The organism is Paenibacillus qinlingensis (assembly GCF_031455095.1).
Classification (GTDB): Bacteria; Bacillota; Bacilli; order Paenibacillales; family NBRC-103111; genus Paenibacillus_E; species Paenibacillus_E qinlingensis_A.
Genome location: NZ_JAVDSB010000008.1, coordinates 190,352 through 210,012, shown reverse-complemented (window position 1 = coordinate 210,012; position 19,661 = coordinate 190,352). Strand labels below are relative to the sequence as shown.

Below are 19,661 nucleotides of genomic sequence, written 5' to 3'. Positions count from 1 at the left end.
GATGTAAGAAAAGTATGGCAAGCGAGACATGGCAAGCAAATTCAAGGAAATTAGGGAGAGTGGGTCAACGTATGAAGAAAAAGTCAGTCGTGATGTTAGCAACAATTTTGAGCATGAGTTTCGTTATGGGTGCATGTTCCAAAGAAAGCAGTGTAGCAACGCCATCCGCAGCATCGACAGCCGCAACCTCATCGTCATCTGTACCAAAAGCACAAACCTTTAAGTTTCTAGACTATAGCAACCCAAGTTGGCCGTATGATGCGAATTGGAAAGTATGGAGCTATCTGACGGAGAAAACGGGCGTGAAGCTGGATATCCAATTGCCGCCAGGAAACCTGCTGGAGGATGCGCTCGCAATGACTGTTGCTTCTGGTGATATGCCGGATCTGATGTGGACACAGACGAAAGCGATAGCGGATAAATTTGGTCAGCAAGGTGCCCTGGTCAACATTCTTGATTATGTAAAGGACATGCCGAACCTGAAGGCTTGGATGGAGAAGTACCCAACAGAAGCACAGAACGTCCTCTCATCTGATGGCAAAATGTATGTGTTCCCTAACCAAGGTTTAGGTGAATCTAACCGTCGTACCTGGATGTATCGGGAAGATGTATTCAAGAAGCTCGGCTTAGCCGCACCAACAAACTGGGATGAATTGTATGAGACGTTGAAAAAGTTGAAAACCGCCTATCCGGACAGCTATCCGTTGACATTCCGTAATGGCTTGCGTTATATGTACGATTTCGGAGCGGGCTTCAATGTACCTGCAGAAGTAGAGAAACGTAAAGCGTCCGTGTTCTTTGACAGCGCATCTAAAGATTGGAAGTATGCACCGATCCAGAACGAATACAAGACACTCTTGACGTATATGAACAAGTTCTACAAAGAGAGCTTGATCCCGAAAGATTTCTTAACGATTGATACGAAAATGTGGCAGGATATCGTGTCTACAAATCGTGCATTCGTGACACTTGATTACATGGGACGTATTGACTTCTATAACAGCGCATTACGTAAAGACAATCCGCAGTTCACAATGAATTATATGGCGCCGCCAGCAGGTTGGGCAGGTGGACCTCGTAAGACTGCCTTTACAGCTGTCACAGAAGAAGGCTTCATGGTTTCCTCCAAGTCGAAACAAATCAAAGAAGTCATGAAGTATCTGGATTTCTTCTACTCAGAAGAAGGGAAGAAGCTCGTTTCCTGGGGGAAAGAAGGAGAAACAGTTAATGGCAATGCGTTCACAACGAAGTATGCGGACATTGCAGATTTGAGAAAGAAAACCGGCTTGTCCACAGATGGTGCTTATACTTGGTTTGATTTTAATGCACATATTTCCGTATCTTCACCAGAGTTGCAAGCGGCTTATAAAGAAGCACCTAAGTATGATGGCGAGAAAAATGGTACGCTTTCTTTCACGCTGGAGGAGCAACAAATCTTGGATACGAAGGGTGATTCCTTGAACGCTAATCGTGATGAGAATTTCTCCAAATTCATCATGGGTTCACGTAACTTCAGCGAGTGGGATAAGTTCGTTGAAGAGCAGAAGAAGCTTGGTTACGAGGATATCGTGAATATTTATAGAAATGCGGACAAACGCGCGAAAGCAGCAGTGAAAAAATAAGTCTTTACCAATCAAAGCCCCGCCTGCTAGAGCGGGGCTTTGTATTATCTCGCGATAGAGAGGAAGATACAAATGGCTATTCATTCGTTTAAGAAAAGGTTATCAACGATACTGACAGCACTGCTCCTTGTAAGCATGATTCCTTTATTCGTAGCACCACCAGTAGTGGATGCTGCGGTTGCTCCTTTTCCAATTTCGCAACAACTCAACAATATGGATTCAGCGACGAATGCAACGGGCGATACAGTAGGTACCTCAGGAGTGGCAGTTATTGCGAATACGGATTCGCAATATATTAAGGAAGGCACAGGCTCGAAGAAGTGGCTATTAGCTTTTAACAATGGCACTATAGATGTTGCAGGCTCGGCTCTCATGTATCCTAAAGCCGCACCAACTGTTGATTTGAGGGGCTATAGCACACTTAAAGTGTGGGCCTATTCCGTTAAAGCTAGAACGGGGGACCAAGCGGATAAGCCAATTCAGATTCGATTTTTCATGAAAGGGGATACAAGTAATTATTATTACTACAGAGTCCCATTGGATTGGACGGGATGGAAAGAAATTGAGGTTCCGCTAAGTACTGTCCAAACTCAGAAAAGCATTGATTCATTAAATAATTGGGGACCTTTGGATTATGTACGATTCGATCAAGCTGCGGTTTCAGGAACAACACTTGATTTAGGTTTGCAAATCTACTTAGATGATCTTCGGTTAACGAATACGGCAACCGTTATGCCAGCCCTAGCTGACAAACCGTCCGGTGAATATGTCAACAAAGTAATGGTTAGTTTAACTAGCCAATCTACTCCAGCACTACTGGCCAAAACGTATTACAAAAGAGTGGGCATTGATAGTGTTTTTCAACTCTATACGACTCCTATCACGCTTACATCCGATGTTACACTTATTACTAAATCATCCATTTCGAATGTAGATAGCGAAGAAACAACGTATAATTACACATTCGTCTATCGCGATTTTGTTGAAAATGTAGTTGCAAATCCACCTGCAGGAACGTATGCAGAAGTAAAGAACGTTACATTGACCTCTGAAACCGCAGGTTCAGCGATCTATTATAAAGTGGAAGGCGTAGATGCATCTTACAAGCTGTACACGGCACCGATCTTGGTTGATCAATCACAGACGATTATGACCAAAGCGGAATTTGATGGCAAAGCGAGTGAAGTGACGAGCCAAGCGTACAATATTGATCTATCTGGCAGCTCGAGTACGCCAATCGGGAATATGGAGACGTTTACTGGGTGGACGAATACAACAGCAAGTTCGACCATTGCTGTGCAAGGACTGAAGTCGGGCCAATGGACGAACCCAGCAACAGCCATTAACATCGCGGGTCTTACAGCACCATGGAGCCAGAATGACCAGATCGAATTCTGGTTGTATTCAGAGAAGGCATCGAATAAAAAGGTGTATTTTATCTTAGACGCTAACATCGCATCTACACCTAGCTTCGATTATTTCATGTCCACGTTCTATGTGGATTGGACAGGATGGAAGAAGGTTGAAATTCCATTTAACAAAATGCTGAACTCTACGGGATCAGCCAACTTGGCTAATTTTAACCAGATTATAATTCACCCTAAATGGTATGATTCAGATCCAGCACCAGATCCGACAGATAAGCTGTATTGGGATGGCTTCGCCTTGGCTAAGAACGCGGTTGAACCTTCTATTAAGCAAATTGATAAAGCTGCGTTGCCAGACAGCACGTTGCACTATACATTCTCACTCAAGAATATCAGTAACGTAGATACAACTTATCAAATTACACCGAAAGCGGCGTTTGGTGCGGGCTATAACGTAACGCTAACAGGAACTACGCCTATTGTCGCGCAAGGTGCTGAAACGGATGTAGATATCGAAGTAAAAGTACCTGCCTCTGCACAAGCGGGCGAGACAAAGAAAGCGATATACACCGTCAAGCCTTTGGCAGGTGGTAAGGAAATAAATATTGAGTTAAACATCAAAGTAGGCGCATCTCGTGTACCTACGAAGCAACATCCTTATATCATGACATCGCAAACTCAACTGGACGAGGCAAAAGCTAAGATTCAGTCCTTTGGTTGGGCTGAGGATTACCTAGATGCGATAAAGGTGAAGGCGGATAGCTGGTTGACTAAGACTGTATATTATCCATCCAAACCAGCAGGCGAGAGTGGGAAATTCGTCTGCGGGGATACGCCACTTGTATTTAATTATGAAAGTCCTAATGCTCATTTGTGTCCGACGAACAACCAAGTGTACACAGGCGCGGATATCGATGGTGGCTGGCGGTTTACGGCGCATACAGTGAATATTGAAGCGGTACGCAATCTTGCACTAACGTATGCGTTAAGTGGAGAAACGAAGTACGCACAGAAAGCCAAAGATATGCTGCTCCATTATGCGGAACTGTATCCAAGCTACGCTTTGCAGGCGCAGAACGGCAGACTATATTACCAATCGCTAGATGAGGCAGTTCAAATGATTATGCTGGTTCAAGCCTTCGATTTGGTTGAACCTAGCGGATTGTTTAATGCTGCTGAGAAATACAATATGGAGCAAAATTTGTTCGCTCCATCAGCGAAGACGTTGCAAGGTTATGACGTGGGTAAATCCAACTGGCAAACATGGCACAACGCTGCAATTGGCGCTGTCGGGGCTTTGTTGGAAAATAAAACTCTGATGGATTTCTCTGTCCTAGGACGTAGTGGATTCAATTTCCAAATGGCGAATAGCGTATTGTCTGATGGCTTCTGGTATGAAGGTGCAATTGGGTATCATTTCTATGCACAGTCCGCATTATTTTTCCACGCACAGGCCTTGAAGAATATGGGATATGATCTGTTTGCTAGTCCGAACTTTAAGAAAACATTCGATGTAACGCTGCAATACGCATTCCCAGATCTCGGCATCATTAACAGCAACGATTCTGGTAAATATCCAACGAATTTAGGGGCGCCAGGAAGAGTCGTGCCTATAGATTACGAAAGCGTGTATGCGCAGTACAATGATGCAGCTTACGGAACGTTGTTAAGTATTTTGTATAATGACAGGCAGCGGGCTAGAGGCGGATTTATTGTGCCAGGCAATACAAACTCAGGGATTGTTGGCGAACAGGCCGTTTTCTATGGGAAGACTGTCATTCCAACTGGAGGCACATTGCCGTCTGAAAGCATGAATTTCACAGGACTCGGGCATTCTGTTTTGCGAGCGGGTAGTGGAGATGAGCAAAACTTCGCGCTCGTTGATTACGGTGTGCATGGCGGTTATCACGGTCATCCGGATAAGCTGCATTTAGAGGTATTCGGGAAAGGTGAGCGTCTGGCTCCCGATCTGGGGATTCCTCCTTACAGTAATTCCATGTACACCTCTTATTACAAAACAACATTTGCTCATAACACCGTCATGGTTAATGGTGATACACAGGCCATTCCGTTGGTGAACAATGTGGAAGTGTACGAACCAACAAAATTATTTATGCAATCTGAGCCCTTCAATATTATGACGAACACATCAAGCAAAGCGTATGCGGGCATGAATCGCTATGAGCGAACAGTGGCTGTGACGAAGGATTACTTGATCGATCTCTTCACACTGGAATCGGCAGTTAGCCGTCAGTATGATTGGTTGCTGCATGGCATTGGTTCGTTCACACCTGGCACGACAATGGGTACTTTCGCAGGTCCACTGGGTACAAAGGATTCGACGCCTTTCTTCCGCAATGGCACCTCTAAGGAGCTAACGGGCAATTGGGAAGGCACATGGCATACCGTTAATGGAAATGGCTTGAAGTTATTTAGCTTAACGAGCTCACCAAGCGTGCCGTCTACCATGATCGTTGGCGAAGCACCTGGGCCAGGCAATGATACTGCGGCTTATACCCCTACGGTGGTCAATCGGGTGTATGGCAATAATGCGCAGTTTGTTAGCGTGCTTGAGCCATTCAAAGGAGCTAGTAACATTGAGAATGTGCGCAGATCGGATGCCACGCACCTAGTGGTGGACATGAAAGATGGTCGTAAGCAATTATTTTATGCCAATAGCGAGAAGGAAACGGTTGGGCAGCTGCAATATTATTTTGTAGACGGTGAGCAACAAACAGCTGAAAATGTAGAGATCACAATTGGTGTGAATGCAAACGAGTTGCAGCTGTCTGTTAATGAGCTGTCAGGAGTTAGCAGTGTGACAACGGTTACTTATGCGCCAACGACTACGAGCGTGTTGTGGAACGGCAGTGAAGTACCATTTACAAAGAATAATGGGTTTGTAATGGTAAGTGTCGAACGACTAACGCCACCAGTGTTAGCAGCTGATGTGACGTCGAACGATACATTGCGACTAATTGACATTACATTCCCCGAGGATGGGGCATGGAGAAGTGCCATAACGACTGTGAAAGATGGGGCAACAACGTTGTCACCGACGAATTATACAATTGAATCAGGAAAGATTACGATACATGCAGGTGTGTTGAGCGAGGGCAGTCATACGATAACGATTAAAGCGTCGAATTATCAGGATGCTGTGGTTACACAAGTGGTCACGTTAGGTGTTCCTTTAAGTAGCGATGCCATGCTTGCAAATTTGGCGGTAGATCAAGGTTCCATAACGTTCGATCCTGCGATACCGTCCTATAGCGTGAACCTTCTGAAAAGCGTTAGCAGTCTCAATCTGACTGTAAACAAAGGGAATCTTAAACAGACACTCACCGTTACGGGGGCGACGTATAGCTCAGTATCGGGCAATGTGTACACGTATAACGTGAGCAACTTGCAAGTAGGATCTAACCTTGTCGCCGTTAACGTCACTGCGGAAGATGGTAATGCCATAAATACCTATCAACTTACGGTGAATCGAGATGAACCTGCGCCAGTTTTGAGCAGCAATGCAGACTTGAGGGGAATCATATTATCATCCGGCGTCATTTCACCTGCCTTTACAGCGGGGACGACGTCGTATAGCTCGCTAGTAGGTTATCAGGTATCGCGTGTATCGGTAACGGCGAGTGTGTATGACAGTCATGCGACGATGACCGTGAATGACGTTTTAACGCCAAGCGGTCAAGCGAGCTCGTTCGCTAACTTACAAGTAGGTGCTAATCTAATTACGATCGTGGTGACTGCACAGAACGGCAGTACTAAAACGTATAAAGTTACCGTAACACGCGAAGCAGATAGTGGTAGTTATAGTTATACGCCTCCTCCAACTTCTAGTAACCTGCCAGTTATTTCGAAAGATGGTACGTTGACATTGCCAGTAGGTAAGACGGGCGAGGTTAGTTTGAACAATGAGGTGAAGATTACAATTCCGGCTGATGCTTCGGCTAAAGAACTGAAGGTTACGATCGACAAAGTGTTGGATACGCAAAAGTTGATCTCACAGCGTGAGGCATTAGCAAGTCCAATATTTGAAATTTTGAAGAATTTCTCTGAGAGCTTCAGCAAGCAATCACACTGACGTTTACTTTTGATCTTTCAAGTGTGAAAGCTGACCAGAAGGCAGTCGTGTTCTATTTTGACGAAGCGAAAAACGTATGGGTCGAGATCCCTGGCGGCAAGGTAAATGGGGATCAGATCACCGTCGATGTGGACCATTTTACGAAGTTTGCGGTTTTCGCTGTGAACCAAATGTCAGTTGTAGAAGAGCAAACAGCAAAGCTTAGTGATATCGCTGGCCACTGGGCAGAGCTGGATATTCGAGCAGCGCTGAAAGTAGACATTGTGGATGGCTATGAAGATGGTACATTTAAGCCAAATCAGTTTGTTTCACGCGCAGAATTCGTCGTTATGCTGATGAACGGGCTGCATCCGAAGGCGGGAGCAGAGCAGCTGCCTAATTACTCGGATGCTGCAGCCATCGGCGAATGGGCGAAGGGCGCGATTGCCTTGGCCGCCAAAGATAGGCTCGTGCAAGGCTATGAGGACGGCAGCTTCCGACCTGGCGCTGAGTTGACGAGAGCGCAGCTAGCCGTTGTGCTGGCGAACGCGCTTGGCGCTTCGTCTGCAGGAGATGGCGGTTCCGCAGTGACCTTCGCGGATGCTGCTGACATCCCTGCGTGGGCCTCCGATGCCGTAGGCATCGTGGCAAAAGCAGGGGTGATGCAAGGTTACGCAGCGAACCGCTTCGCACCAATGGGCACGGTTTCCCGTGCTGAGGCGATCACGGTGATTAATCGCTTGCTGCGGATGCAACCGCAGAAATAACAATAAACCCGAAAGATGGACGCTGGAATATCAGCGTGTGTCTCTCGGGTTTTGTTGTTCAGTAGTTTGAAATTGCCGAGCTAATTTCACTGTTAGCGCCAGCAATTCGTGATTAGTCATAAAACGCCGAACTAAATCGCCTAAATCCACCCGAACGCGAGAAAAAAGGGCAAATAGTTCGTTAAATCCGAACTACTTGCCCGCTCTCGAGCAGAATCCTTGATATAGTTCGGAAAAATCGAACTATATCAAGATCCTTCCTTTTTTCACTCACTCACTAACTAATACAACTTCGTAATCTTCCACCAATTAATATCAAACCCACCAGTCGCAGCATACAGTCCAAACTGGTGCGTGCCCGCCGGAATCTGAACCTGATGCGACACGGTACGGTAAGTCGAAAAACTGCCCGTATTCGGCACATCGATCTGACCTAATACGGTCGCGCCAGCATTCAGATCCAAGGAAATCTTCCCACCATTGTTCGGCGATGCGACGCGATATTCAACTAAATAGGTACCCGCCGTAGGGATATTCACATTGGTAAAAGCAATCCAATCGGTGCTGTCGATGCCGCCGACATTTTGCCCGCCACCTGTATCCGGCGTGGTTTCAGTGATGACGCCGCTCATGGCGTTATAGCTTTCCGCTTGGAACGTGCGGTTATAGCAGCCGCCTACAGCGAGCTCGCAGATTTCTGCTTTGTTCGTGGAAACTTTCAGGTCGTCGTACCAGATGTAAGAGTCGTTTTGCGGAGCGAAGGCAGAAGTAGCGCCGCCGAAGAAGGAGGAGAAGTATGCTTTGTCAACCAAATCCGTGTTGCGTACGAAGCGAAGGCCGGTGATGTTGGCTGCGGAGATACCGTTATACCAAATTTGAATCTCCCCATCGGGATTCGCATTCCCTGCAGTAACGGTGTTGACCTTCAGACGTTGTACGATGTTCACCCATGTGCCTTTGGGGTAATAAATATCGACGCCGTTATTTTTCAGAATCGCATAGTCTCCGTATTGGCCAGCATTGCCCATATGATAGTAATAAATGGCAGCCTGCCCGCTGGAACGCCAGATCATCCGCGAGCTAAACCCATTGTAGCCGGTACATTCCTGCCCGCCAGAGCAAGCAGCGCCGCCTGCGAGACCAAGTCCCAGCTTGCCGGCATTTTCAGTCGAACCCCAACTGAAATCGCTGCTAAAGCGAACCCAATAGGACAAGTAGTATTCCTGACCAGGTGTAACGATAAACGGCGCTTGTGCCCCCGAGTTTTGCGGGTCGATCTGCCCTTGCGGATAGAACACGCGAAGAGACTGGCCGCCGGAGTGGTTAAAGTTATAGCCGTCGATCCAAGTTCGGGTGCTCATCCCGAGATCCCAAGGGGCACTCCAACCATCAACTCCCCATTGCGCTAATGTGTAAGCGCTTCCTCTTGCAGGCCGCTCAAACGTATTCACTTTCGGTGCAGCATAAGCAACGACCGTTCCCATCGTCATGAAGAACACGAGGACAAGCAGTAATACTTTCTTTTTCATAACATACCTCCAGTTTAAAAGATAGATGCCTTGTTTCGGAATGAATGACTCCCTTCTGCAAAGGATTCATGCTGATCTTTGGCTTTTGTAATCGCAACGTTGCGGTTTTCATCACCTTCTTTCTTATTTCCATTGTAGGCGCCCGCAGGAAAATGAACTATTGTCTGTATTTCGAAAAATAGCCATCCTTATGCCTCTAGGGAGGAACAGGGTTATCACTTTTTAAGAAAATTGATGATTATGGGGATTGTATGGCGGTGGCATGTTAAAATAAAAACAAATGACAGTATTAGGAGGCACTATGGATCCCATTCGCTTGTTACAACAGGAAGATTTTAACGACAGTCTTGCCTTGTCAGAGTTCGCTTTTCAACAAACGTTATCGCCAGAGGAGCGAGAAGCACGCTTAGCGGTTATGAAGACTGAGGAGATTTGGGGATTTTTTGACGAAAATCGATTAGCTGCCAAGTTAATGGTTATAAATTTGAATACTTGGATTAATGGCCAATTGTTTCAGATGGGCGGCATCGCCTCGGTTGCGACTTGGCCTGAATATCGCCGTCAGGGTATGGTCGGCCAACTGCTGTCCCATTCGCTGAATGTAATGAAGGAAGCTGGGCAAGTCTTATCCTTCCTAGCGCCGTTTTCCTTTCCCTTTTATCGTAAATACGGCTGGGAAGGTTATAGCGACTATTTGCGTTACGAGATTGCAGCCAACCAACTTCCCAAGCCTGAGGTTGCTGAAGGAAGCCTACTACGACGGATTGAAGCGGACGCAGCGGTGCTGAATCCGATTTACGAGGCGTATGCGCAGCGTTTTAACGGGATGCTTCTTCGTACTGAGGTTTGGTGGAGACGAGTGTTTAATAGAAAGCAAGGAATCGTCACGTTGTATCTGAATCCTGCTGGCGAGCCGGAAGGCTATATCATTTATCAGGTGAAAGAACGCGTACTCACGGTTCATGAAATGGTTCCCCTCACAGATGATGCTCATCGTGCGCTTTGGAGGCTTATCGCCAATCACGATTCCATGATCGAGAAAGTGGTATGTCAGGCGCCTGTTGGCGACTTGCTGCCTTCTATGCTGGCGGATCCGCGAATTAAGCAGGAGGTTGTGCCATATTTTATGGCACGAATCGTCGATGCGGAGGCGTTTTTACGGTTGTATCCTTTTCAGACAGTTGCAGACGGAGCTGCAGGGGACAAGCCCTTGTATCTTCAGCTGCGTGATCAACATGCGGAATGGAATAACGGAACTTTCCGAGTGCAACCGGGGAATGTGGAGGGGAACGATGTACGCAAGCTAGATGAAGCGGAAGCGGGACAGGCCGTTATTTCGAGCGATATCCAGACGCTAGCGGCACTGTTGATGGGCTACAAGCGTGCGTCCCTGCTGCAACGCATCGGTCGTTTGCAAGGCGACGCAGCCGAGATCGCGAGATTGGAGCGTTTCATTCCGGAGAGAACCACGTATCTGACGGATTTCTTTTAAATCGAAAAAAGGCAAGGATCTCGGGATCTGTGCCTTTTTTTGTTAGTTAAATGTTTCCAAATTAAGAAATCTTGTCATATAATCTATTAATCTTGAAACGAATGGTTCCGTACCATCAACAGGTATTGTACCGAACGGGACATTGGACGGTAACAATCAAATGTTCCATACAGTTGCGGGGAATGTACCTGAGCTGAAGTTCGATGTCGAGGTAGCCCATCGTTCGATTTACTTGATAAGTAAGACTTCTCCATTTAGTATAGTTAATACCTAAGTTTAACCACGTGGAGGCGAAATAATATTGCTTGTAGGGGAAATTAGTGAAATAATTCGCTATCCTGTTAAATCTTTTGCGGGAGAAAATTTGGAAGCTTGCATAGTGGATACTTACGGGTTGCACGGTGATCGGATTTGCGCATTCTATGATGAAACAAAAGAAGGTTGGAATCGTTATATAACTGCTAGAGATATACCTAATATGATCGGTTATTCAGCCAAACTAGTTGATAACGAAGTAAGCGTTACATCGCCAAACGGAGAAGTGTTTAGTTGGAATGAAGTTCTTTTAAATGAAATTCAAAGATATTCCAGTAGGAAACTATCAATGGCGGACTATAAAGCACCGAACCCTGAAGATCCCGACCTTATGGCTGTTGACGTTGCTAGTATTCTTCTTATTACGGATTCCTCGTTACGCAGACTTGAATCGATATGGGGAAAGAAATTAGATAAACGGAGGTTTAGAGCTAACATTATAGTGTCATTAAATGAGAACACAATTGACGAAACTTCTTGGATAGGAAAGAAATTATCTTTTGGAGATTCAGAATTAATGGTTGAATCTAATTGTGAGCGGTGTTTAATAATTACGCTTAATCCTGATACGTTTGAACGGGATGCCACTCTGCTAAAAACAGTTAATGAGCAAATGGATTTATGTTTTGGCTTATATGCATCTGTTATCAAGCCAGGGCAATTTCGTGTTGGTCAGAAAGTGTATCTACATAATAATTAGGGAGTGGCCCGCCTCGCGGCAGCTGCTCCTTTTTTATTAAATCCTTCATAGTGTCACGCTGAGAAATCGCAGAAATATTGTAGAAATGAGGTTAAGACCTAAAAAAAACACTCCAACAGCTAAAGTTATTCCATAGTCTGGAATTATCTGTATGGATTAAGATGAGATCAACATAATTTGATAACGCTTACAAATATAAACTTATGGGATGAGGGATTTCTATGAGAAAGCGAAATTGGATGGCCAGTACAATGGCGGTTGTATTAAGCATTGGTGTAATCGGTTGTTCGAATACGACTGACACGAAGCCTGCAGAATCGGCTAAGCCCGCAGCAGAGACGCCGAAAGCGCAGCAAGGTCCAACGAAGTTTAGTATCTCGATGCGTACGCTGAACTTTGACTATGTAGAAAAAGCGGCCAACTTGAACGATGACAAATGGGTGAAAGAACTCGAGAAAAAGACGAATACCGACCTTGATATTCAATTGGTCCCTCATGCCGAATTTGAAAAGAAAATGGTCCAAATGTTTGCCACAGGCGACATCCCGGATGTTGTGCAAGCAGGTGCTGGCACAAGCGGGAAAGAGCTAGCAGGCTCCGTACAAGCGGGCATATTCCTGGAGCTGAATGATCTGATTAAGCAGCATGCGCCGAATTTGATGAAGGTGATTCCGCAAGCGGCTTGGGATGAAGTAACGCTTAACGGCAAAATTTACGCGATTCCTGAATTTATTTCTCAGCCATCCCGCAGAGCGACGTGGGTACGAGAAGATTTAATGAAGAAGGCAGGTATTACGAAGGATCCGAAAACGGTTGACGAATATCTCGAAATGCTGCGCGCCTTCAAGAAGATTGGCGTCGAGCATCCGTTTATGGGACGTCAAGATTTTAAATACGCCGATATCTTCTTTGGATCTTACGATGTATATCCGTATTCGAGCCAATATGAAGTCGTTGATGGCAAAGTTCAGCCGAAATTTTTCGATACTGAGAACATGCAAAAGGCTTTGACAACGTATAAAACGATGTTTGACGAAGGGCTGATCAACAAAGAATTTGCAACGATCAATCCGACAAATTTCAAAAATCTTATTTTGGCTGGTAAAGCAGGCATGTGGGAAATGAATGCTCAGGAGCTCATTCAATGGGAAACACAATTGAAGGCAACTGTGCCTGATGCGAAAATTAAAATTATTCCTTCCCCAGTAGGAACAGACAGCAAGGGTGGTGGTTACCTATACTCCTCTGGTGCGCGTGCCTACTTTATTAACTCCAAAATCAACAAAGATAAAATTCCGGGCATTTTGAAGTTCTTTGAATGGCAAGTATCGGAAGAAGCGGACAAATGGTTCGACACGACATTGCCGATTAATCCGAAAACGGATGCGGAAGTTTCCGAGCAACGCTATTTGAGCGGATTCCTGCATATGGTGAAGGATGATGCTTACCGTAAGCAAATTTTGAATGCAACCCCAGAAGGTCAATCATTACTTAAAACGTTCGAAACGATTTTGCCGAATGAAGGACGCGGAGGTCTTGAGTTCGATACAGCTCTCCCTGCAATGGTGAAAAATCCGGATATTGCCTCTTTGTCTGATACGGCAGCTCCAGTGCTCATTGGTCACATGGTCAAAATGGTGTATGGCAAAGAGCCGATCTCGGATTGGCCGAAGGTCATCGAAGAGTGGAAGAGTAAAGGCGGTAACGATGCATTGAAGGAAGCGAATGATGTATACCAAAAGAAAAACGGTTACAAGCTGCGCGGTCCAGAAGCGCAAAGGTGGAAGCAATAAGTTGAATACAAGCCAGCACTTCTAGAGCTGAGAGTCGATAATAAGTGTCTCTTCGGCATTCCAATCCATAACTACCTAATGAGGCAGCCACCGTGAAAACAAGTGGCTGCCTCATTAGCTTCTCATCACTCCACCAACTTCACATCAACAATCACTTCCAGATCCTGCGCCCCCGATCCGCGATAGACGCCTTTAACTGGCACGATGTCGTTGTAGTCTCGCCCATGTCCAAGCTTGATATAGCGCCAATTGACTTCGCAATTGTTGGTCGGATCATATCCGAACCAGCCTGCGCCTGGGATCAGGCATTCCACCCATGCGTGGGAGGCTTGCGTGAAGTCGGCGCTGCCCCCCTGCAAATCGCCTACGAAGTGGTACCCGCTCACGTATCTGGCGGGGATACCTTTTTCACGGCAGATGGTGATCATGAAATGAGAGTAGTCCTGACAAACACCGCGCCGCAGCTGCAGCGTTTCGCCTACCGTTGTTTGGACGGAGGTGGCGGACACGTCGTAAGTAAAATCGCGGTTTATGGTCGTATAGATCGTCTTGAGTAGATCGTATAACGGCACTCCATCATCCGTGATGGCATCTGCGTATACCTTGAGCTCCGGGGTTAGACCGGTGTAGCTTGTCGGCAATAAGTATTCGGCATACTCATTCTGGAAGTCATCGCCGTATCTAGCCGCTTTCTCCTCATAGGGAGAGCTGATGGAATCTAGTTTGTTATCATTTTCATGCGTGACGACGGTGGATACCATCTTAATAGTAAGCTCGCGATGGAGCTTGTTAACGGTAAAAGCATGTACGCGATTATGAAAATAATCCGAATAAGTAAAGAAGGCCGACACAGGCTCCGTTGTGATCGTATGATGATAACAGGATTGCCGATTGTCCGTTAACGGCGTGAGCCGAACCTCATTGACACTGTCCTGCGCGGAGTCGGTGTACGAATAGCGAGTAATGTGTGTGATCTCCAACTTTTTCATGCGATAACCTCCTCCCGAGAGGGAAAAAAGACCTTCGACATTTTAGCCCCCATCCCATTGCAGGAGTCGAGTAATGTGTGTAATGTCGTTTCTAATTTGCCAGATTTCAAATCTTCCTCATCCATGCAGGCCAAATTCGCTTTCACTTTCCCAGCCAGTTTGGCTAATTTATGCACGGCGTTGTTAAGCTCGGGATCATCTAATTGAATTCCCTTGAACGAGCGTTCCAAAGCATGGATAGAGAAGGAGACAGAACGCGGGAAGGTCTCATTTAACAGCAAAAATTTGATGATGTTCGTCAGATTTACCGTGTCCGCATATTCTTTTCGATACGATTCGTATCCACTGACCGATTTCAAAACTGCAAGCATCAGTGGATAGGACGAGAAGTCATCCTTGGCATATTCGGAACAGAGAGACTGAATTAAGCGAAGTAAATTCTCTGCCCGTTCTAGATAGCGCCCAGCCTCGACGAAATGCCACTCATTCTGACGAGGCATGACCGAAGTTGCCGCGCCTTGAAACATGGATAGCGTGTCGCGAATAAAGCGGTAGAACAGATGAGGCGAATCATTCGTAATATCGCGGACTTCTTTTTCTTTTAGCCACAAATAGAGTCCATTCAAAATATCCCACAACTCGGAAGGCATTTTCTCCCGAATATTTCGTAGATTAGCACGTGCGTGGTTTGTGCAGGCGAGTAGCGAGTTGGCATTATTTTTATCAAGTGTAATGTATTGAAGCACATGCTGCTCGGTGAAACTGCCGTACTGCTCGATGAAAACAGAGCGATCCCCGATGGTATCAATCAGCCTGCTCCATGATTGACTGCCGCTGGCCTCTCTGTCCTCGCGGATATGATAATACACATCGATCAGCCTAGCGTGATTCTCCGTTCTTTCCGAATACCTACCGATCCAGAATAAAGCTTCCGCTGTTCGTCCCATCATTACCATATCCCTTAGCCTCCATTCAAATTGTAAGTCGTGTTTAGCGAACAACCCACGTATCTTTACATCCTCCGCCTTGCGAAGAATTTACCACGAGAGAGCCTTCTTTCAACGCAACACGCGTGAGTCCACCTGGAATGACTTGAATGTCTTCACCTGCAATGACAAAAGCACGCAAATCAATGTGCCTAGCAGCCATCTGTCCATCCATCATGACAGGAGCTCTGGATAATTGGATGGTTGGTTGTGCGATATAGCGATCAGGGTTAGCGAGAATTTTGAGTCGGAAATCAGCGATTTCACTCTCAGAAGCAGAAGGTCCAATCAGCATGCCGTAGCCGCCTGACAGGGAGGTTTCTTTGACAACCATTTCGTGCAAATGCGCCAGAACATGCTCTCGCTCATCAGGACGGGAAAGAATATATGTCGGTATGTTGTTTAAAACGGGTTCTTCATTTAAATAGTAACGAATCATATCGGGTACGTAGGCGTAGATGGCTTTGTCATCGGCTACACCTGTACCTGGGGCGTTTACGATGTTGATATTACCCGCGCGATAAGCGTTCATTATGCCAGCAACACCAAGCATGGAGTTCGGATCGAAAGCAAGAGGATCCAAGAAATCATCATCGATCCGGCGGTAGAGAACATCGATTTGGCGAAGCCCTTTGATGCCACGAATATACACTTTATGGTCGATAACCACGAGATCGTGCCCTTCAACGAGCTCTAATCCCATTTGCTGAGCAAGGAATGTATGCTCGAAATAGGCGGAGTTATAGCAGCCAGGTGTCAACAAACCGATAACAGGATCTGACTTACCAGAAGGACTCAACTTGCGAAGTGCGGTTAAAAACACATTTAAGCTATGCTCGATATCTTGAATGGAATGACTGAATACGAGTTCAGGGAATAAATGCGTCATAATCGATCTGCTTTTAAATAAGTAAGAGAAGCCAGAAGGAGAACGAAGATTATCTTCAAGAACGAAATATTCACCATGTTCATCTCGAATCAAGTCAATACCAGAGGCTGTCACGTAGACATCATTTGGAATCGAAAGGCGCATCATCTCAGGTCGGAAATAACAATTCGAAAGCACCATTTTCCTAGGAATAATCCCATCCTTGAGAATAGCCTGATCATGATAAATATCTTTGAGAAACAGATTAAGTGCCTTAACCCGCTGCTTAAGTCCCCGCTCAAGCTTCATCCATTCGTCCTGCGGAATAATCCTAGGGATTGGATCAAAAGGGAGTGTGCGTTCAAGTGCCTCCGTCTGATCAGGACTGTAAAGAGTGAAAGTAATGCCTTCTTCCATCATTCTTTTCATCGTAGCGGTCTGGCGCTTGTTTAAATGACCTGTCTTCATCGACATGAATTGAAGGAATGTACTTTGATAATGAGGGCGAACCGAGTATGCGTTCATAAACATCTCATCAAAAAAAGGACGAGGATCATAAGGGGTAGTGACCAGATTCTCAGGTTTGGACATCGCAGCTCCCTGGTTTCATCATTATGCTTTCGGAAGCTACAAGAAGCTAAGGGCCCGAAGCAGAAACCAGGCCTCCTTTCTGATCTAAGTTCTCTTTGTTAGATAAAATAACACTGAATAATTGGTGTGAGGTGGTTTTTCTTTTATTGTAGATTTTTCAGAAAATTATGTCAATATAACTGACAAGTAAAAATACTGACATTCCTCATGAATTTTTTGTGAATGTTCGGAAATTTACTGGAAATTCAGTTATTTGTCTTGCTTTACATTGAAAATCACTATAAAATTGTCGGATAAGAGAATGTTAAATAAAGTCACAGTACATGTGATAAAGGGGTGTTGGATATGTTTGATTGGCTGGGATTTAAGAAGGGTCTGCCTTTGTGGTGGTCTTACCGCCTGAATCGTCATATCAAGGAAGATGTGGAGCATATTTTTGAAGGCATTGCTCACACAAGAACGGAAATTTTACGTGGTTGGGCCCTTGCTTACTGGTCCAATTTGGATCGTTTGCTTGAACAGTTGCAGTTATCAGGAACGGAATGGTTGACGGGGCCGGTTTCGAAGGATTCATCTGTAGTAGAAAGAATGCTGGCCGCGACCATGAAGAGTGGTGCAGATTTCTCTGAGGTATTCATTTTGAATGAGAAAGCTTCTGTCGTATACTCCACACATCAAGCTCATATAGGAAGATCTTATGCGGGAGGCGGTGTATTAGGGAAAGGGCTGGAGGAATCACGCAAAGGTGTGAAATGCCTATTCGGACCGTTCTCTGACCCGCTTACATTGCAAATCGGACCGAGCACCTCACCCTTCCATGATGCGATGACGATTGCTTTTATTGCACCTATTATGGAAAATGGGGAATGGAAAGGAGCGGTGTGCGGCCGTGTGCCAAACGATGTGCTGGGAGATTTGATTCAACGGGAATCAGGACATGTGTATCCAGACTCAGGTGATAATTATTTATTCATGGCGAAGCCCCTGTTAAATAAACAGATTATTCCTGGAACAGCCCTTTCGCGAAGTCGATTCGAAGATTTGACCTTTACCCATGGGGATAATTTAAAAGATGGCGTTCGCACTGATTTTGGTATCGTTGGTGTCAAAGAGCACACGGAGTTGGAACTTGTTTTTACAGATCCTGCGACAGGACAACTGCATCCAGGCGTTGCGGGAACCATTGCTAAGGGAAATAATTTATTCGTTGAATACCCCGGTTATTCCGATTATCGTCATATTTCAGTTATTGGAAAAGGGGTAACCTTCCAGCTGCCTCATTGTCCCGATGTATGGGGGATGATGTGCGAAGGAGATTTGGAAGAAGTGTATCGCATACGTTCGATTGATTGGAAAATGTTCAGTCTACAAATGAGATTTATTGCACTTTACATACTTCTATCCGCAGGCGGCTTCTGGTTGTTAAATGGGCATGTATCCAATGTTGTCGGCGCTGCTATTATGGCAGGGATCAGTTTTTTCTTCGGCGGGATTGGCGCAAGCTTGATTAGGCGCAAGGGGAGTAAGCCAATTGCCAGGCAGCTTGCACAAATCAATAAATTTATCCGAATTAACGCAGAGGGAAAAGGGGATTTGACACAGCGTCTGAAGGTGGATGAATTTGCTGGAGATGAGACACGGGATTTGGCCAAATGGATCAATAATATGATCGATTCCTTGGAAGGAATTATGCTGCAAGTAAAGCAAGCGGCAGCGGAGGTTCAGGTTAGCCAAGAACGGATGAACGACTCGACGGGTTCTACTGAGCATTCAACAGGACGCATGAGTACGAAGATTCATGACATGATTCGCTCATTGCGTGGTCAGCTGAAGGACATTGATGTCGCAAAGGATGTAACGCTTAATATGAGCGGAACCCTGCGCGAACTTGAGATGAAGGCATCTGGGCAGATCGCCGTCGCACAAGACGAAGTCGAACGGATTGGTCAGAAGATGACGGATATTTCGGCGAAGGTGGAAGAAACGAATCAAACAATCCAAACCTTTTTACATACAACGCAAGAGATTCCGAAGCTGCTGAAAGTCATTGAAGAAATTTCTGCACAGACGAATTTACTTTCTTTAAATGCTTCCATTGAAGCCGCGCGTGTTGGTGAGCATGGCAAAGGCTTTGCCGTCGTTGCTGGTGAGATTCGCAAGCTGGCAGATTTGACTAAGAAATCAACCACAGAGATCAATGAGACGATCGAACATATTGAACGACATGCGAATGAAGCTTTCATTTCCATGGAAGAAGGCACGAAGGTCGTTCTTGAAGGGACACAGATTGTGGCTGCGGCGTCTGAAATTCTTAGCTCGGCAAACGCGCACGATACGATGAAAACCCAGGTCGTGGAGGAAGTAGTCGCACTCATGGAGAAGATTGCAGCGGTGAGCAAAGAGAACCGTCTCATCTCTGCAGAGGTTGAGCAGACGGTGAAGGAGCTGCTGCAGGACATGCATCATGTGCGTCAAACCACAGGTGATGTGGGCGCAATCACACATTCCATGCTGCTGCTTGTGAATCAATTTCATTTGACGGAAAGCCGAATTCGATAGGAACGAATATT

General features: G+C 45.7%; 11 protein-coding genes. 7 read left to right on the top strand and 4 right to left on the bottom strand.

The window, feature by feature from the left end; translation table 11 throughout:
* The first annotated feature begins 71 nt into the window (after positions 1-71).
* The 3 genes from J2736_RS21025 to J2736_RS21015 all read left to right on the top strand — a co-directional run bounded on the left by J2736_RS21025 (position 72) and on the right by J2736_RS21015 (position 7,828).
* Positions 72-1,622, top strand: coding sequence for an extracellular solute-binding protein (locus J2736_RS21025; RefSeq protein WP_310500538.1), 1,551 nt, complete (start codon positions 72-74; stop codon positions 1,620-1,622).
* Between the two features lie 72 nt (positions 1,623-1,694).
* The gene (locus J2736_RS21020) at positions 1,695-7,082 is read left to right on the top strand and encodes a cadherin-like beta sandwich domain-containing protein (RefSeq protein WP_310500537.1); all 5,388 of its coding nucleotides are present in this window, start codon (positions 1,695-1,697) and stop codon (positions 7,080-7,082) included.
* 23 nt (positions 7,083-7,105) lie between these two features.
* Complete coding sequence (locus tag J2736_RS21015) at positions 7,106-7,828, top strand: S-layer homology domain-containing protein (RefSeq protein ID WP_310500536.1); 723 nt, start codon at positions 7,106-7,108, stop codon at positions 7,826-7,828.
* Between the two features lie 281 nt (positions 7,829-8,109).
* Here the strand turns inward: J2736_RS21015 and J2736_RS21010 are convergent, their stop codons facing one another.
* The gene (locus J2736_RS21010; RefSeq protein WP_310500535.1) at positions 8,110-9,357 is read right to left on the bottom strand and encodes a carbohydrate-binding protein; all 1,248 of its coding nucleotides are present in this window, start codon (positions 9,355-9,357) and stop codon (positions 8,110-8,112) included.
* A 301-nt stretch (positions 9,358-9,658) separates the two neighbouring features.
* On the opposite strand from J2736_RS21010, the gene J2736_RS21005 reads away from it, so the two are divergent.
* The 3 genes from J2736_RS21005 to J2736_RS20995 all read left to right on the top strand — a co-directional run bounded on the left by J2736_RS21005 (position 9,659) and on the right by J2736_RS20995 (position 13,657).
* Positions 9,659-10,849, top strand: a complete 1,191-nt coding sequence (locus J2736_RS21005) for a GNAT family N-acetyltransferase (protein ID WP_310500534.1) — start codon at positions 9,659-9,661, stop codon at positions 10,847-10,849.
* Positions 10,850-11,150: 301 nt separating this feature from the next.
* Positions 11,151-11,864 (top strand): MOSC domain-containing protein, encoded by a 714-nt coding sequence (locus tag J2736_RS21000; protein ID WP_310500533.1) that lies wholly within the window; start codon positions 11,151-11,153, stop codon positions 11,862-11,864.
* A 221-nt stretch (positions 11,865-12,085) separates the two neighbouring features.
* Complete coding sequence (locus J2736_RS20995; RefSeq protein WP_310500532.1) at positions 12,086-13,657, top strand: type 2 periplasmic-binding domain-containing protein; 1,572 nt, start codon at positions 12,086-12,088, stop codon at positions 13,655-13,657.
* Between the two features lie 125 nt (positions 13,658-13,782).
* On the opposite strand, the gene J2736_RS20990 is transcribed toward J2736_RS20995, so the two are convergent.
* From J2736_RS20990 to J2736_RS20980, 3 genes are read right to left on the bottom strand one after another with little or no spacing between them, the layout of a single operon-like run.
* Positions 13,783-14,646 carry a transglutaminase family protein gene (locus J2736_RS20990; protein ID WP_310500531.1) on the bottom strand — a complete coding sequence of 288 codons (864 nt, stop codon included), beginning with the start codon at positions 14,644-14,646 and terminating at the stop codon, positions 13,783-13,785.
* A complete protein-coding gene (locus tag J2736_RS20985) occupies positions 14,643-15,602 on the bottom strand; it encodes an alpha-E domain-containing protein (protein WP_310500530.1) in 960 nt (319 codons plus the stop codon). The genes J2736_RS20990 and J2736_RS20985 overlap by 4 nt, the downstream gene beginning before the upstream one ends.
* Positions 15,603-15,636: 34 nt before the next feature.
* On the bottom strand, positions 15,637-17,091 hold the full coding sequence (locus J2736_RS20980) for a circularly permuted type 2 ATP-grasp protein (RefSeq protein ID WP_310500529.1): 1,455 nt from the start codon (positions 17,089-17,091) through the stop codon (positions 15,637-15,639).
* 345 nt (positions 17,092-17,436) lie between these two features.
* On the opposite strand from J2736_RS20980, the gene J2736_RS20975 reads away from it, so the two are divergent.
* Positions 17,437-19,650, top strand: a complete 2,214-nt coding sequence (locus J2736_RS20975; protein ID WP_310500528.1) for a methyl-accepting chemotaxis protein — start codon at positions 17,437-17,439, stop codon at positions 19,648-19,650.
* Positions 19,651-19,661: the final 11 nt, after the last annotated feature.

Bases quoted from the DNA above. Each gene is read 5' to 3' on its own strand.
- J2736_RS21025 (WP_310500538.1), top strand. From the start codon at position 72: ATGAAGAAAAAGTCAGTCGTGATGTTAGCAACAATTTTGAGCATGAGT.
- J2736_RS21020 (WP_310500537.1), top strand. From the start codon at position 1,695: ATGGCTATTCATTCGTTTAAGAAAAGGTTATCAACGATACTGACAGCA.
- J2736_RS21010 (WP_310500535.1), bottom strand. From the start codon at position 9,357: ATGAAAAAGAAAGTATTACTGCTTGTCCTCGTGTTCTTCATGACGATG.
- J2736_RS21005 (WP_310500534.1), top strand. From the start codon at position 9,659: ATGGATCCCATTCGCTTGTTACAACAGGAAGATTTTAACGACAGTCTT.
- J2736_RS20995 (WP_310500532.1), top strand. From the start codon at position 12,086: ATGAGAAAGCGAAATTGGATGGCCAGTACAATGGCGGTTGTATTAAGC.
- J2736_RS20990 (WP_310500531.1), bottom strand. From the start codon at position 14,646: ATGAAAAAGTTGGAGATCACACACATTACTCGCTATTCGTACACCGAC.
- J2736_RS20985 (WP_310500530.1), bottom strand. From the start codon at position 15,602: ATGGTAATGATGGGACGAACAGCGGAAGCTTTATTCTGGATCGGTAGG.
- J2736_RS20980 (WP_310500529.1), bottom strand. From the start codon at position 17,091: ATGTCCAAACCTGAGAATCTGGTCACTACCCCTTATGATCCTCGTCCT.
- J2736_RS20975 (WP_310500528.1), top strand. From the start codon at position 17,437: ATGTTTGATTGGCTGGGATTTAAGAAGGGTCTGCCTTTGTGGTGGTCT.